At 58.1% G+C, this 14,370-nt stretch carries 17 protein-coding genes; 15 read left to right on the forward strand and 2 right to left on the reverse strand.

Going from position 1 to position 14,370, the window contains the following annotated elements:
- Positions 1–84 precede the first annotated feature (84 nt).
- The 5 genes from DWX58_RS08235 (at position 85) to DWX58_RS08255 (ending at position 4,135) form a co-directional block, all read left to right on the forward strand.
- Positions 85–570 (forward strand): sigma-70 family RNA polymerase sigma factor, encoded by a 486-nt coding sequence (locus DWX58_RS08235; protein WP_243093360.1) that lies wholly within the window; start codon positions 85–87, stop codon positions 568–570.
- Positions 563–1,579 carry a DUF4179 domain-containing protein gene (locus DWX58_RS08240; protein ID WP_118642787.1) on the forward strand — a complete coding sequence of 339 codons (1,017 nt, stop codon included), beginning with the start codon at positions 563–565 and terminating at the stop codon, positions 1,577–1,579. Before DWX58_RS08235 ends, DWX58_RS08240 begins: the two co-directional genes overlap by 8 nt.
- A 121-nt stretch (positions 1,580–1,700) precedes the next feature.
- Positions 1,701–1,898: a DUF951 domain-containing protein gene (locus tag DWX58_RS08245; RefSeq protein WP_118642789.1), complete on the forward strand. Its 198-nt coding sequence runs from the start codon at positions 1,701–1,703 to the stop codon at positions 1,896–1,898.
- Between the two features lie 18 nt (positions 1,899–1,916).
- Positions 1,917–2,795: a radical SAM protein gene (locus DWX58_RS08250; RefSeq protein ID WP_118642791.1), complete on the forward strand. Its 879-nt coding sequence runs from the start codon at positions 1,917–1,919 to the stop codon at positions 2,793–2,795.
- 374 nt (positions 2,796–3,169) lie between these two features.
- On the forward strand, positions 3,170–4,135 hold the full coding sequence (locus DWX58_RS08255) for a cell wall hydrolase (RefSeq protein WP_118642793.1): 966 nt from the start codon (positions 3,170–3,172) through the stop codon (positions 4,133–4,135).
- Between the two features lie 128 nt (positions 4,136–4,263).
- Here DWX58_RS08255 and DWX58_RS08260 read toward each other — a convergent pair whose 3' ends face one another.
- Entirely contained in the window at positions 4,264–4,848 is a 585-nt protein-coding gene (locus DWX58_RS08260) for a helix-turn-helix domain-containing protein (RefSeq protein WP_118642795.1), read from the reverse strand.
- 189 nt (positions 4,849–5,037) lie between these two features.
- Between DWX58_RS08260 and DWX58_RS08265 the strand changes: the two genes are divergently transcribed.
- From DWX58_RS08265 to DWX58_RS08300, 9 genes are all read left to right on the forward strand, one after another.
- Positions 5,038–5,709 (forward strand): redox-sensing transcriptional repressor Rex, encoded by a 672-nt coding sequence (locus DWX58_RS08265; protein WP_118642797.1) that lies wholly within the window; start codon positions 5,038–5,040, stop codon positions 5,707–5,709.
- On the forward strand, positions 5,706–6,815 hold the full coding sequence (locus tag DWX58_RS08270) for an S-layer homology domain-containing protein (RefSeq protein WP_118642799.1): 1,110 nt from the start codon (positions 5,706–5,708) through the stop codon (positions 6,813–6,815). The genes DWX58_RS08265 and DWX58_RS08270 overlap by 4 nt, the downstream gene beginning before the upstream one ends.
- Positions 6,816–6,905: 90 nt before the next feature.
- Complete coding sequence (locus DWX58_RS15380; protein WP_199648737.1) at positions 6,906–7,055, forward strand: hypothetical protein; 150 nt, start codon at positions 6,906–6,908, stop codon at positions 7,053–7,055.
- A gap of 351 nt (positions 7,056–7,406) precedes the next feature.
- Positions 7,407–8,717: an electron transport complex subunit RsxC gene (gene rsxC / locus DWX58_RS08275; RefSeq protein WP_118642801.1), complete on the forward strand. Its 1,311-nt coding sequence runs from the start codon at positions 7,407–7,409 to the stop codon at positions 8,715–8,717.
- Positions 8,717–9,649, forward strand: a complete 933-nt coding sequence (locus DWX58_RS08280) for an RnfABCDGE type electron transport complex subunit D (protein WP_118642803.1) — start codon at positions 8,717–8,719, stop codon at positions 9,647–9,649. The genes rsxC and DWX58_RS08280 overlap by 1 nt, the downstream gene beginning before the upstream one ends.
- A complete protein-coding gene (locus DWX58_RS08285) occupies positions 9,646–10,179 on the forward strand; it encodes an FMN-binding protein (protein ID WP_118642805.1) in 534 nt (177 codons plus the stop codon). Before DWX58_RS08280 ends, DWX58_RS08285 begins: the two co-directional genes overlap by 4 nt.
- A gap of 16 nt (positions 10,180–10,195) precedes the next feature.
- On the forward strand, positions 10,196–10,891 hold the full coding sequence (locus DWX58_RS08290; RefSeq protein ID WP_118642807.1) for an electron transport complex subunit E: 696 nt from the start codon (positions 10,196–10,198) through the stop codon (positions 10,889–10,891).
- Positions 10,891–11,517, forward strand: coding sequence for an RnfABCDGE type electron transport complex subunit A (locus DWX58_RS08295; protein WP_243093362.1), 627 nt, complete (start codon positions 10,891–10,893; stop codon positions 11,515–11,517). Before DWX58_RS08290 ends, DWX58_RS08295 begins: the two co-directional genes overlap by 1 nt.
- Positions 11,518–11,538: 21 nt before the next feature.
- Complete coding sequence (locus tag DWX58_RS08300) at positions 11,539–12,348, forward strand: RnfABCDGE type electron transport complex subunit B (protein ID WP_118642809.1); 810 nt, start codon at positions 11,539–11,541, stop codon at positions 12,346–12,348.
- A 242-nt stretch (positions 12,349–12,590) separates the two neighbouring features.
- Here the strand turns inward: DWX58_RS08300 and DWX58_RS08305 are convergent, their stop codons facing one another.
- The gene (locus tag DWX58_RS08305) at positions 12,591–13,787 is read right to left on the reverse strand and encodes an FtsW/RodA/SpoVE family cell cycle protein (RefSeq protein ID WP_118642811.1); all 1,197 of its coding nucleotides are present in this window, start codon (positions 13,785–13,787) and stop codon (positions 12,591–12,593) included.
- A gap of 124 nt (positions 13,788–13,911) precedes the next feature.
- Between DWX58_RS08305 and tsaE the strand changes: the two genes are divergently transcribed.
- Positions 13,912–14,349 (forward strand): tRNA (adenosine(37)-N6)-threonylcarbamoyltransferase complex ATPase subunit type 1 TsaE, encoded by a 438-nt coding sequence (tsaE, locus tag DWX58_RS08310; protein WP_118642813.1) that lies wholly within the window; start codon positions 13,912–13,914, stop codon positions 14,347–14,349.
- Positions 14,350–14,370: the final 21 nt, after the last annotated feature.

The following is a 14,370-nucleotide window of genomic DNA, read 5'->3' on the forward strand; positions in this document are numbered from 1 at the left end:
TGCAAAAAAATGTCTGGTCTGGTGAGATATTCTGCTCGCCTGCCGGGTATAGAGGGTGAAAGGCCTTTCAAAGGAAGTGAAGCTATGCTGACAAACCGGGAGTTTTCCGCTCTGGCGGAGCGATACCTGAATCTGGTCTACCGGGTGGCCCTCAACTGCGTGGGCAGCCCGGCGGATGCAGACGATGTGACCCAGAACACTATGCTGCGGCTGCTGCGGCAGAAGGAGGGGTTTCAGAGCGAGGAGCATGCCAAACGGTGGCTCATCCGGGTGGCGGTGAATGAATCCAAACGGCTGCTCACTGCCCCCTGGCGGCGGCACACCGTGACACTGGAGGAGCTGGCCGCCGTCCTGCCCGGGGAGGACCGGGAGGGACAGGAGCTGCTGGAGGCGGTACTGAGCCTGCCGGGAAAGTACCGGCTGCCCCTGTACCTTTATTATTATGAGGGGTACCAGGTGGGCGAGATTGGCGAGCTGCTGAGCCGCCGTCCCTCCACCGTGCAGACCCAGCTGGCCCGGGGACGGGAACTTCTGAAAAAACAGTTGACGGAGGTGAACGGACGTGGATGAATATAAGGTATATGAGCGGGCATTTGCCGGGGTAGAGGCTCCGGCCCGGCTGAAAGAACAGATTATGAGGATGGGCGAAGAAAAGACAAAACCGCCTCACTTTGTGCGGCGGCTGTCCACAGTGGCGGCTGCGGCGGTGCTGCTGTTGTTCCTGCTGGGCTGCGCCGTGGTGGGCACGGTGTACGGCCAGAGCATCCAGAGCTGGTTTGCCCACTACTGGCAGGCGGTAAACCACCAGGCGATGAGCGAGGGCCAGGCCGCCATGATTGACCATCTGACCCAGGAGATAAACCTTAGCCAGACCGTGGACGGAGTGACCGTAACCGTAGATTCGGCCACGGTTGGGGACGACAACTTTTTCCTTCTCCTTCGGGTGGAAGGGGGGGACTTCTCCAAACGATGGGGATACCGCTTCGAGGATATGACCATGGAGTTTTCTCCCGACCCCACAGAGGCGGATGATGGCCTGGGCGGCTACGGATTCCAGTATCAAGGGCTGGACGGAGACGGCGCAGCGCTGATGCTGATGGATATGGGTTATGCCTCCTCCCAGGGGTTCCAGGCGGATACCAGCCCTCTGGAGGTCACCCTGACCCTCACCGATCTGGTGGAGAGCGGTGGGAGCCATGAAAAACTGCTGACCCAGGGGACCTGGAGCTTTGCCTTTACCCTGGACCGCAGCCAGATCCCCGCCCCGGTCTCTCTGCCGGACACCACCATTGAAGTGATGGACCAGAGCAGAGAGTTTATCGTTTCGGTGGCAGTGACCAACCTCCAGGTGACCAATACGGGGGTGCGGTTCCAGTACGGCCCCTCCCGGGCGGCGATGGATGAGCTCCGTGTGACGCTGATTCTGGAGGACGGAACGGAAATCCGGGACGGCGGAGGCTTCGGCACGGGAATGGAGGATGGCGATGACATGTTTGTCTCCTACCAGTGGCCTGTCCCGGTGGACTTGGAGGTGGCTGCGACGCTGCGCATCGGAGACGTGGAAATTCCCATTCCATAAGAAAAATACGGAAAAGCGGGAGGCGGCTTTTGGGCCGCCTCCCTTCGCGTTGACATTCCCTTGGGGGGAATTTATAATGGAAGCCATAGGATTCGAAGAAACACCGGATTTGGAGGCCGCTATGGATATCCACGTAAACGATGTATTAAAGATGAAAAAGCCCCACCCCTGCGGCAGCCAGGACTGGCTGGTTCTGCGGGTGGGCATGGATTTTAAGCTGCGCTGCCAGGGCTGCGGTCACGAGGTGATGCTCCCCCGGAGCAAGGCGGAAAAAAATATCCGCAAGGTGTTCCGGGAGGGACAGGAGATCCAGGTGTAAGGAAAGGACGGAAAAGGAATGCGTTACGACAGCGATTTGTTATATCGTCCCCCGGGAGAGTGGAGGAGCTATCTGCTCCAGTGTACCATCGGCTGCTCCCACAATAAGTGTACCTTCTGCGGGATGTACAAGGAGAAAAAATTCCGCATCCGCCCGGTGGAGGACATTCTGGAGGACATCGACATGGCCCTGGACTACTATGGCCCCAGGGTGGAACGGGTGTTCCTCATGGATGGGGACGCCATCATCATGAAGACGGAGGATTTGCTGAAGATTCTCCATAAGCTCTATGCCACCTTCCCCAAGCTGGAGAAGGTGACCCTCTACGCTGGGCCACGGAGCACCCTGACCAAGTCCCTGGATGAGCTGAAGGAGCTCCACCAGGCGGGCCTGTCCCGGGCCTATCTGGGCGTGGAGAGCGGCAGCCAGGCGGTGCTGGACTTCATCCACAAGGGCTGCACCACCCAGCAGATGCTCCAGGCGGGGCAGAACCTGGTGGCGGCGGGCATTGACCTGTGGGTGACTGTGATCCTGGGCATGACTGGGCAGGGGGGAGACTGGGAGGAGCACATCCTCTCCACCGCCAAGATGATCAACGAGATGCGGCCCCGGCACCTGTCTGCCATGACCTTCGCCCCTGCCAAGGGGACGCCCCTGGGGGATGACGTGCTGGCCGGGCGGTTCGAGGTCTGCACCCCCGACCAGGTGCTGGAGGAATGCCGGCTGCTCATTGAATATCTGGATGTAAACCCGCTGCACTTTACAAGCAATCACGCCTCCAACTACCTGCCCCTGAAGGGCGGGCTGCCGGAGGACCGGGAGAAATTCCTGGGCCTCATCGACCAAGCGCTGGAGGGAAAAATCCGCCTTCGCAAAACGCTCAACCGGGGGATCTGACGTGGGCGGTTCTGTGTCTTTTGGCAACTGAAAAATAGAGGAAACAAATAGGCCTGTATCCGCAGAATGATTTGCGGATACGGCCTATTTTTTTGTTTCTCTCTTGGAGGATGGCGGAAAAAATCTGGAAAGAACTGTAAAGGGAGAACCGAGGGAATTGACTTCAAATTGAGTCGAAAAAACCTCAAAAAGCGGAAAAATGGGAAAAATCTTTCGCAAATCAAACAAAATACACAAGAATCGTATAAGAGGTCTGTGCAGTTTTACCCTTGATTCTGCCGGATGAATTGGTTACAATGTGGTAACAAAAGTAACAGCCAGTTGCTTTTGGTTGTCATAATTATGACAAAAATTTCATCATAGGAGTGTAGACAATGATACGCAAGCTGTTTTCCACGCTGCTGTGTGCCTTTGCCTTACTCCTCCTGATGGGTGCCGGCACAGCTCCTCAGCAGCCGGTGACTGTCTTGGCAGAGGAGGAGAGCGCCGCCGAGATCAATGGGGCGCTTGAGACTGAAAATCAGTCCGTCTATAAGGTGAGCAGTCAGGCAATTCCCGCCGCTGCCGCCGCCAGTCCCATTGAGCTGGCGGAAAGCACGGAGAGCAGACTTCTGGTGGACGGAATCGCTGCTCCTGCAGAAGTGGAAATGACCCAGAAAGACGGGGTAACCTATGTGGCCCTGGCCAACATGGCCCTGTGTCTGGACGAGACCGCCGCGGTCAACTGGAACGCTGAGTCCCAGGTACTCACCGTTACCACCTCCAAGCTGAGCCTGACTGCCAAAGTGGGCCAGCTGTATCTGGAGGCCAACGGCCGTTATCTGTATTTGCCCGAAGGGGTGCAGATGGTCAATGGCAAGGTTGTGGTTCCCCTGTGGGCCGTTACCGAAGCCTTTGGCGCAAAGCCGGGTTGGGAGAGCTCCACCGGGATTGTAACTGTGACCCGGGGGAGCGGAGCCATTCAGTCCGGTGATTCCTACTATGACCAGAACGACCTGTTCTGGCTGGCCCGCATCATCTACGCCGAGAGCGGCAATCAGCCGCTGGAGGGACAGATGGCTGTGGGAATCGTGGTGATGAACCGGGTGGAGAGCCCCATCTATCCCAACACCGTGGAGGGCGTACTGGCTCAGAAGAACCAGTTCTCCACCTATCAGTCCGGCCGACTGGCCAACCGTACCCCCAATGCCTCCAGCGTGATCGCTGCCAAGCTGGTGCTGGACGGCGGTGTGGTGTCTGAGGTAAAGGATGCCCTTTACTTCGATTCCAGCTCCAACAGCTGGGCCTCCCGCAACAAGGAGTGTGTGGCCGTCATCGGCAACCATAAGTTCTATGCCTGATATCGGGCTAAGCCCGAACAAAGCCGCCCCTTTGGGGGCGGCTTTTTGTTGCCCTGAAATTTGGTACAGAGTCGACGATGGAAAAAGGCCGGAGCCCATTGAGGCTCCGGCCTTTTTCCAAAAGAAAATCAGAGAAGCTGGCGAAACAGTCCGTGGCGTGTGCAGTACCAGTACAGCAGCCCATGGCCGCGTCGGGGAAGACGAAGCTGAAAGTCCCACTCCGGCCAGCGCTTATGGATGGTGACCTGTTCCCCGGTGACCAGGGCGGCAAAGGAGAGGTGATGTTCCTTATCCATGGGGTGCTGTGAAGTAAGGAACCACTCATCTTCCACCGGTTCCACCGTCAGCCGGTGCGCCTCATCCGGCGTCTGCCAGGAGAGGGGAAGAAGGGTTCTCCCGCAGCAGGAGAGGACGGGAGTCCCCGTGGCAGTGATGAGGTTTCCGCACTGGGGACAGACGTAAAAGCTGAGATTTCGCATGTTACCTCCATTTGGATCCTGCTCCTCCAGCGTTCCCGCCAGCAGCTGCTCCACGGGAACGCCCAGCGCCCGGGCAAGGTCAGGCAGAAGGGATACGTCGGGGCAGCCCAAGCCGCGCTCCCATTTGGATACTGCTCGGTCTGTGACGCCCAGGATATGGGCCAGCTGGCGCTGGGTCAAAGTCTGCTCCATCCGCAGCCTTCGGATCAGGTGTCCGATTTGATTTTGATTCATGAGGATCCCTCCCAAGGGACATTATGCCAAAACAGCGGCGGGATTGCAATCAACGCACCGTTGACTGGAAAGGAAAAGAATTTGACAGGGGGGGCGAGATCGAGTAAACTGTATAGTAAAATGAGGGCAGTATTGGACTGCAGACTGCAGCGGTATGCCCAACCTCCGAACGGTTAGGGAGCAACGACGATGAAACGAAATTCCAAAGTATCAACGGCTGTCATTCGGCGTCTGCCGCGTTACTACCGGCACTTGTCTGAGCTGCAGGAGACGGGGGTGGTGCGGATTTCTTCCAGTGCCCTGGGCAAGTCCATGGGCCTGACCGCATCCCAGATCCGCCAGGATCTGTTTTGCTTCGGCGGCTTCGGCCAGCAGGGCTACGGCTATAAGGTGGATACGCTGAAAGAGGAGATTGGAGAAATTTTAGGCATCAACCGGGGGCATACCGTGGTGGTGCTGGGCACCGGCAACCTGGGCCGGGCCATTATTGAGAACTTCCGTTTTTCCAGCAATGGCTTCCATCTTCTGGCGGCCTTTGATGTCAACGAGCAGGTGGTGGGCACGCAAATTGCAGGCGTGCCGGTCTACCACGCCCGGGACCTAGAAGATTTTCTGGCCAAGAATCCGGTGAGCGTGGGCCTCTTAACCGTGCCCATTTCGGCAGCTCAAGAGATGGGGGACCGGCTGACTGCGGCCGGGGTGCCCGGAATCTGGAACTTTACCAATTACGAAATCAACTTCAATCCGGAGAAGGTTGTGGTGGAGTCCGTCCACTTTTCCGATAGCCTCCTGGCCCTAAACTACATGATCACCCAGCGGGAGCTGGATGCAAAGGACGACGGCGGAAGGGAGAACACATGAAAAAGACAATGCTCCGCCTTGCGGTGACGGCAGGCGTTCTGGTTTTGCTGGCCTGTGGGGCCTATGCGCTGAACTCCGGGGACAGCCTGATTTCCCTGAGCTATTTGAAAAACACCTTTATTCCCAGCGCGGTGGAGCAGGGGACTGCTGCCGCCAATGAGAAGCTGCAGGAGACCTATGACGAGGCCAAAAGCACGCTGGACGCCCTGCAGCAGGGGTATCTGGGCCAGAGCTCCGGCACCGGCTCCGGAAGCTACAGCGCATCCCTCCAGCCCCGGGACTGGAAGGGGGGAGACAAGCTGGAGCTGACCACCGGATCCGGCTGTTTCTTCTTTGCGGGAAGCGCCACGGTTACCCATAACGGGGCGGTCATTGATGTGACGGAGGGCAAAGAAGTCTCCTCCGGCAGCCGTCTGACCGCGGGACACCGCTATCTGGTGGGGGAGGACACCAAGGCGACGGTGTCGTTCAGCTCCGGCGCAGCCCAGATGGGGGTCCAGGGCAGCTACACCTACACTGCCGGAGGCGGCTCCTCCATTCCGTTCTATGATGTGAGCACCCAGGACTGGTTCTACACCCAGGTCTGCTATGCCTATGAGCATGGGTTCTTCTCCGGCGTGGATGCCACCCACTTCGGCCCTTACGAGCCCATGGACCGTGCCATGCTGATGACGGTGCTCTACCGCCTGGCCGGCTCGCCGGAGGATGAGCTTCTGGCAGCGGAAGCCGACTTCAGCGACGTCTCTGATTCGGCGTGGTATGCCGGCTACGTAAAGTGGGGAGCAGATCAGGGAATTACCGCCGGAACAGGCCCCAATACCTTTGGACCTGAGCTGAAGGTGACCCGGGAGCAGATCGTGGTTCTGCTGCACAGCTTTGTGCGCAACTATCTGGGACAGAGCGCGGATGCCCGGGCAGATCTGTCCGGCTATCAGGACCTGTCCAAGACCAGCGCCTGGGCCAAGGATTCCTTTGCCTGGGCTGTGGCAGAGGGAATTGTCGGCAGCACTTCCTCCAGCTCGCTGACCCTCAGCCCCCAGAACAGCGCGACCCGGGCGGAAGTGGCTGCAATGCTGCGGGTCTTTACAGAAAAATTTATCGCTTAAACCAGAACCCATTTCCTGCCTGTGCATATGATAGGGATGAGAAGGGCAAACAGCCCTCTTAAAACTTTCATAAAACAGGAGGTACTCACTATGGGGTGCTGCAATAACGGTTTTGGCGGCAGCGGCTGTCTGTGGATCATCATTCTGATCATCATTCTCTGCTGCTGCTGTGGCGGCGGCAGCAGTTGGAACAACAACGGCTGCGGCAATAACTGCGGCTGCAACAACGGCTGCTGCTGAGGCAAATACGTTTCTGCGCGGGGCGTGAAGAGATTCACGCCCCGCATATTTTTTGCGTTCCCATAGGGGAGGAGATTGCTGGGCTTGGGAAAAGAATCTTGCAATTTTGACAGGATAGGTGTATGATAAACGACGCAAGCAAGACCGACGGGTTCAAACTTTGAAAAAAAGTTTAAATCCGGCGGGTTTTGTCGTGCGCCTGTGTATCGCAGGCGTCTGGGTGCGTTCCGCCTGGGGAAGGGCCGCGCACAATGGGCCCCGCTCCCGGAAGGGGAGAGGGACATGGTGCGGGGCAGGGCAGGGAGGTACCTGCTGTTCCAGCGATAGCAGTATAGGGAGGTCGAAATCTGAATGAGTAAATTTCTCAAGCGTTCTGCTCAGGGCGCTGGGGTTCCGCACGAAAAGCGGACTTCAGACCTTGAGACGGTAGTGATGCCGCTGCCGTCAAAGATTGTGCTGTCCATGTCTCAGCACATCGGTGCACCGGCGTCGCCTGCTGTGGCGAAGGGCGACCAGGTGTACGTAGGCACGGTCGTCGGAAAGTCCGGCGGCTTTGTCTCCTCTGACATTCACTCCGGCGTGTCCGGTGTGGTGGAGGGGATCACCACCATTACTGCGCCCAACGGCGCGGTTCAGACTGCGGTGGTCATTATTCCCGATGGGGAGCAGAAGGTGGATCCCGCCATTGCTCCTCCCCAGGTCACAGACCTGAAGTCCTTCCAGGACGCGGTGCGTGCCAGCGGTCTGGTGGGTCTGGGCGGCGCCGGATTCCCCACCGCCGTCAAGCTGGCGCCCAAGAATCTGGATGAGATTGATACCCTCGTCATCAACGGCGCTGAGTGTGAGCCCTACATTACATCCGATAACCGCTGCCTGCTGGAGGATACCCACTTTATTCTCAGCGGCATCAAGGCGGTTATGAAGTACCTGAACATTGCCCACTGCATCATCGGCATCGAGGGCAACAAGCCTCAGGCCATTGCCAAGATGAAGGATGCCATCGACACATCTGACATCGAGGTCAAGACCTTGCCCTGCCGCTATCCCCAGGGCGCTGAGAAAGTTCTGATTGAAAACTGCACCGGCCGTGAGGTTCCCTTCCCCGGGCTTCCCTCCGATGTGGGCGTCATTGTGATGAACGTTACCTCCGTGGCTTTTGTGGGCAAGTATCTGGAGACCGGTATGCCTCTGGTCACCAAGCGCCTGACCGTGGACGGCGACATTGTCAAGGAGCCCAAGAATGTGGAGGTCATCATCGGCACTCCTGTTCAGGAGCTGCTGGATTTCTGCGGCGGTCTCACGGACGAGCCCGGCAAGGTGCTCTACGGCGGCCCCATGATGGGCAACTGTCTGGCTGACCTGTCTCAGCCCGTGCTGAAGAACAACAACGCGGTGCTGGCCTTCTCCAAGAAGTGGGCCCATGTTCCCAAGGTGACCAACTGCATCCACTGCGGGCGCTGCACCAACGCCTGCCCCCTGGGCCTGTCCGCCAAGGAGATTGTTCAGGCCTATAACGCTGGCAATGTGGAGCTGCTGCAGGAGCTCAACGCCGATCTGTGCATGAGCTGCGGCACCTGCTCCTTTGTCTGCCCCGCCAAGCGGCCGCTGGCCCCCTCCATCGCCCTGGCAAAGATCATGATGAAGAATGGAGGTAAGAAGTAATGGCCAACAAGCTGATCGTTACTGCCGCGCCCCATATTACCAGCCCCGACAGCACCCAGAAGATCATGCAGCGGGTGTGCCTGGCCCTGGTTCCTACCCTGATTGCTTCCGTCATTATCTTCGGTATCAATTCCCTGATCCTCACTGCCATCACGGTGGCGGCCTGCGTCTTCTTTGAGTGGGCCTACTGCAAGCTGATGGGTCGTGAGGTGGCCATCGGCGATTTCTCCGCCGTGGTTACCGGCATGCTGCTGGCCTTTAACCTGCCCTCCACGCTGCCGTACTGGATGCCCATCGTGGGCGCCTTCATCGCCATCGTGGTGGTCAAGCAGCTCTTCGGCGGTCTGGGCTACAACTTTGCTAACCCCGCCATCGTGGGCCGTATCGCTATGGCCATGGGCTTTGCCGGCCGTATGTCTGCCTACGGTTTTCCCGCGGACGCCGTCTCCTCCGCCACTCCTCTGGCCAACTCTGACGGTGTCAGCTATGTCACTCTGCTGCTGGGCACTCACGGCGGCGTGCTGGGCGAGACCTGTGCCATTACCCTGATCATCGGCGGTCTCTACCTTATCTGGACCAAGGTTATCAGCCCCACCATTCCCGTTACTTACCTGGCCACTGTGGCTGTGCTCAGCCTCATTGCTGGCAAGGATCCCATCTATCAGCTGCTCTCCGGCGGCCTGATGCTGGGCGCCTTCTTTATGGCCACGGACTACGTCACCTCTCCCACCACCCGCAAGGGTAAGATCGTCTTCGGTATCGGCCTGGGCGTCATCACCTGTGCCATCCGCTTCCTGGGCACCATGAACGAGGGCGTTTCCTTCGCCATCCTGCTGATGAACCTGGTCGTGCCTTACATCGAGGTTAACACCCGTCAGGACAAGCTGGGCATCGCCAAGGTAAAAAAGAGCAAGGAGGGTGCCGCGAAATGAGCAACTGGAACAAGATTTTTAAGCCCATTGTGGTTCTGGTCATTATCTGCATCGTGGTGACCGGCGCCCTGGCTGCCACCAACCAGGTTACCGCCCCCATCATTGAGGAGGCCACCCGCCTGGCTGAAGAGAAGTCCCGTACCGAGCTGCTGCCCGAAGCCGAGGGCTTTGAGGAGGTCACCGGTGTCAGCGTGGACAACGTCTCTGCCATCTATAAGTCCACCAACGACGTGGGCGTGGTGATCACCAGCACCGCCAAGGGCTACGGCGGCGATGTGGTGGTGATGACCGCCATCAATCCCGACGGTACCATCAAGCAGATCAAGGTCACCGAGCAGGCTGAGACCAAGGGCATCGGCAGCAAGGTTGCCGGTACTCCCTCCTACTGGGAGAACTACGTTGGCCTGGACACCAGCGACGCTCTGGTTTTGAACCAGGACGTGGATGCCGTGACCTCCGCCACCGTCTCCAGCACGGCTTTGATCAACGCGGTGAATGCTGCCATCGAAGCCTACAACGCGATTCCTTGAAAGGCAGGTGTATAAGATGAGTAATAAACCCAGTAAGCTTAAGATACTGACTAACGGTATCTTGAATGAAAACCCGGTACTGCGGCTCGTTTTGGGCACCTGTCCCACCCTGGCTGTCACCTCCATGGCCTCCAACGGCATCGGCATGGGCCTGGCCGCCACCTTCGTGCTGCTGTGCTCCAACATCGTGATTTCCGCCCTGCGGAAGGTCATTCCCGACCAGGTCCGCATTCCCTGCTACATCACCGTCATCGCCGGCTTCGTGTCCGTGGTGCAGATGCTGGTCAAGGCCTTTGTCCCCGCTCTGGACTCCGCTCTGGGCGTGTACCTGCCCCTGATTGTGGTCAACTGCATCATTCTGGGCCGCGCCGAGATGTTTGCCTCCAAGAACGGCGTCATCGACTCCGCTCTGGACGGCATCGGCATGGGCATCGGCTTTACCATCACCCTGACCATTATGGGCACCATCCGTGAGATTCTGGGCTCCGGCACCTGGATGTCCGGCCTGGACGGTTTGTTCCCCTTCCTGCCCGAGGGCTTTGCCATTCAGGTTCTGCCTGAGTCCATTGACCCCTTCACCATCATGACCAGCGCCCCCGGCGGCTTCTTTGTCTTCGGTGTGATGATGGCGGCCGCTACCTGGCTGACCACCCGCCCCAAGAAGGAGAAGGCCTCCGCTCCTGCTGAGGCTGCGGAAGGAGGGAATGCGTAATGAGCAGTGCAATGCATCTTGCCAGCATTTTCTTCACCATGATCCTGGTGGACAACTATGTTCTGGTTAAGTTCCTGGGCATCTGCCCCTTCCTGGGTGTGTCCAAGAAGCTGGACAGCGCCGTAGGCATGTCCCTGGCCGTTACCTTCGTTATGGTGCTGGCTACCGCCGCCACCTGGCCCATCCAGACCTTCCTGCTCACTCCGGTGAATGCCGCCGGTGAGCTGAAGTGGGATATGGGCTATCTGCAGACCATCGTGTTCATCCTCATCATCGCCATTCTGGTGCAGCTGCTGGAGAACATCTTGAAGAAGTTCATCCCCGCCCTTTATAAGGCTCTTGGTGTGTATCTGCCTCTGATCACCACCAACTGCACCATCCTGGGCGTGACCGTGCTGAACATTGACAACGGCTACAACTTCATTGAGAGCATCGTCTGTGCTGCCGGCGCCGGCCTGGGCTTCCTGGTGGCCATGGTGCTGTTCTCCGGCGTGCGCCGCAAGGTGGAGCAGGCCATCACCCCCGAGTGCTTCAAGGGTCTGCCCATCACTCTGGTGGCTGCCGCTGTGACCTCCCTGTCCTTCATGGGCTTCGGCGGTATCATCGAGTCCATTTTCGGCGCTTGATAGGAGGGGGAGAGTTTAGGTATGGATAGTAATACTCTGATTATCATGGCAATCGTGCTGGTCACGGTGATCGGCCTGATCGGTGCAATTATTCTGGTGGCCGCCTCCATCTTTATGTACGTTCCCGTGGATGAGCGCGTCGAGAAGATCACCGGCGTGCTGGCCGGCGCCAACTGCGGCGCCTGTGGCTGCGCGGGCTGTGCCGACTACGCCAAGACCATCGTGGAGGATGGCAACGCCATCAACAAGTGCACTCCCGGCGGCGCCAAGACGGTGGCTGCCATTGCGGAGATCATGGGTGTGCAGGCAGAAGCCACCGTGCCCATGAAGGCCGTTGTGGCCTGTTCCGGCACCTGTGAGAAGACCTCCAAACGCTATGAGTTTGAGGGCATCCAGAGCTGCCTGGCCGTCAAGGGCCTGTACGGCGGCGACGGCATGTGCAAGTACGGCTGCCTGGGCTACGGCGACTGTACCCGTGCCTGTGCCTTTGATGCCATCCACATCGTGAACGGCATCGCCAAGGTGGACCGGGAGAAGTGTGTGGGCTGCGGCGCCTGTGCGGCCGCCTGTCCCAACTCGGTTATCTCCATCGTGCCCGAGCACAAGCGCAAGCCTGTGGTTCTCTGCCAGAACAAGGACAAGGGCGGTGACACCCGGAAGGCCTGCACCGCCGGCTGTATCGGCTGCATGAAGTGCGCCAAGGCCTGTCCCAAGGAAGCCATCACCGTGGAGAACAACCTGGCCCACATCGACCAGGAGAAGTGTGTTGGCTGTCAGATCTGTGTCAAGGAGTGCCCTGTGGGCATCATCCACGTGCCTGCCAACGAGTAAACCACTTTGCTCAAAAGAGCCGTCCCACTGGGACGGCTCTTTTTTGATTGCTTACAAGGAATTGTGCAGAAGAGAGGATGCGCTCAGATACCGCCGCAGGGGAAGGGGGCGGCCTATGTTTTTTCCCGTCCAAGCATTTGACAAGCAACTTGTTTGGTCCCTGGAAGCGAAATGAATGCCTGGACAGGGAAGAAAAAGGAGCCATCCCCATCGGGATGGCTCTTTACAAAGGTGACAAGGAGTTACGCTTGACGGTCTCTCAGCCAGCTTGGCAAGGCCTTTGCTTTAATGCTGGAGACAATTCCCATAGCGGCAAAAAGGGTGACAATGGAGGAGCCGCCGTAGCTGATAAAGGGGAGGGTTAAACCCATAACCGGGAGCACATACAGGCACATGCCCACATTGAGGAAAATCTGAACCAGGAACATGCCGCCCATTCCCATGGCGACATAGGCGGAGAAGGGGGAGCTGGCGTGCCAGCTGACCCAGATGCACCGCAGTACAATGCTGCCCAAAATGAGCAAAAGGAGGATACAACCCACCATGCCAAACTCCTCGCCGCAGACGGCGAAGATGAAGTCGGTGTGCCGGGCGGGAAGGGCATCGCTGTTGAGAGCTTGGGTCTGGGTCCCGTTCATATATCCCTGCCCAAAAAGACGGCCGGATCCGATGGCCAGAATGGAGCGCAGCTGCTGGAAGCCACGGCCCTGGGGATCCAGATCATGGTCAAACACCACACGAAACCGCATGATTCGGTAGTCTGTCCACCACTTGGTTTCCGGTAGAACGAAAAGCCAGAGGATGACAACGGTCAGAGTAATGATACCGCCCACCAGCACAAACCACCGCACCTTCACGCCGGCCGACCAAGCGATAAAGGCGAACATGAACATGTAGGTGACACACATGCCCATGTCGCCGCAGACCGCGGCAATGAGGCCCAGCATAAACACCGTGTGTCCGCCAATCTGGAGGATCGATGGGATGGAACTGATGTCATGCCCCTGCTCTTGGAGCTTTGATATTTGCAGAGCCAACAGAAGAACAAAGGGCAGCTTGACAATTTCGTTGGGCTGAATGTCCACTGGAAAGCCGGGAATATCCAGCCAGTTCAGGTTGCCCATGTCATGGTCCGTGCCCAGGGGGGTGAGCAGCAGAAGGATGAAGAAGACGTTGAAAGCCAACAGGTATTTCCAGTTCTTTTCGGTAAAAAGCTGGAAATCCACAAAGGTGAGGAGAATATAGGCAATCACACCCAATATAATGGCCAGAAACTGGATGGCCATATAGCGCATAGGCCCGCTGGAACTGCCTTTCATATATTGGGTGGCGGAAAAAATAAGAACTAAGCCGAAGCCGCTGGCCAGCAGGCACAGGGACAGCAGCAGTAAATCGCCTTTCCGGAAAAACTCCCGCAGGGGAGAGAACAGCGTGGACAAAATGCCACCTCCTGGGTAAAAAGAACTGGACCATATTTTATCACTTTTTGCTGGAAAGGTAAACCTTGGGTGTGGTATAATTCTCGATGAGCGTGAAAATTTTCTGTAAACAAGGAGCAGTTTTATGGAATACAGAACCAACAGCCCGGAAGAGACGGAGGAGCTGGGCCGAAAGCTGGGTGCCTGCCTCGCGCCTGGGTCGGTGGTGGCCTTTACCGGAGATCTGGGGGCGGGGAAGACCGCCTTTACCCGTGGCCTTGCCCGGGGGTTGGACATTCCCGACCGGGTGACCAGTCCCACCTTTACCATTGTCAATGAGTATGAGGGGGGACGGCTGCCCCTGTTTCACTTTGACATGTACCGCCTGGGCTCCTCGGAGGAGCTGTTTGACATCGGCTGGGAAGATTATCTGGCCCGGGGCGGAGTATGCGCCGTGGAGTGGAGCGAAAATGTGGCGGATGCCCTGGAAGCGGATGCCATCCGGGTGGATATCCGCAGGGGAGAGACGGAGAACCAGCGGTTGATTACCCTGGAACATGCCCCGGCGCTCCCGGAAGACTGAGAAGAAGAGGACGATGGAATC

Origin of the sequence: Pseudoflavonifractor sp. AF19-9AC (assembly GCF_003478995.1) — a bacterium.
Lineage (GTDB): Bacteria > Bacillota > Clostridia > Oscillospirales > Oscillospiraceae > Lawsonibacter.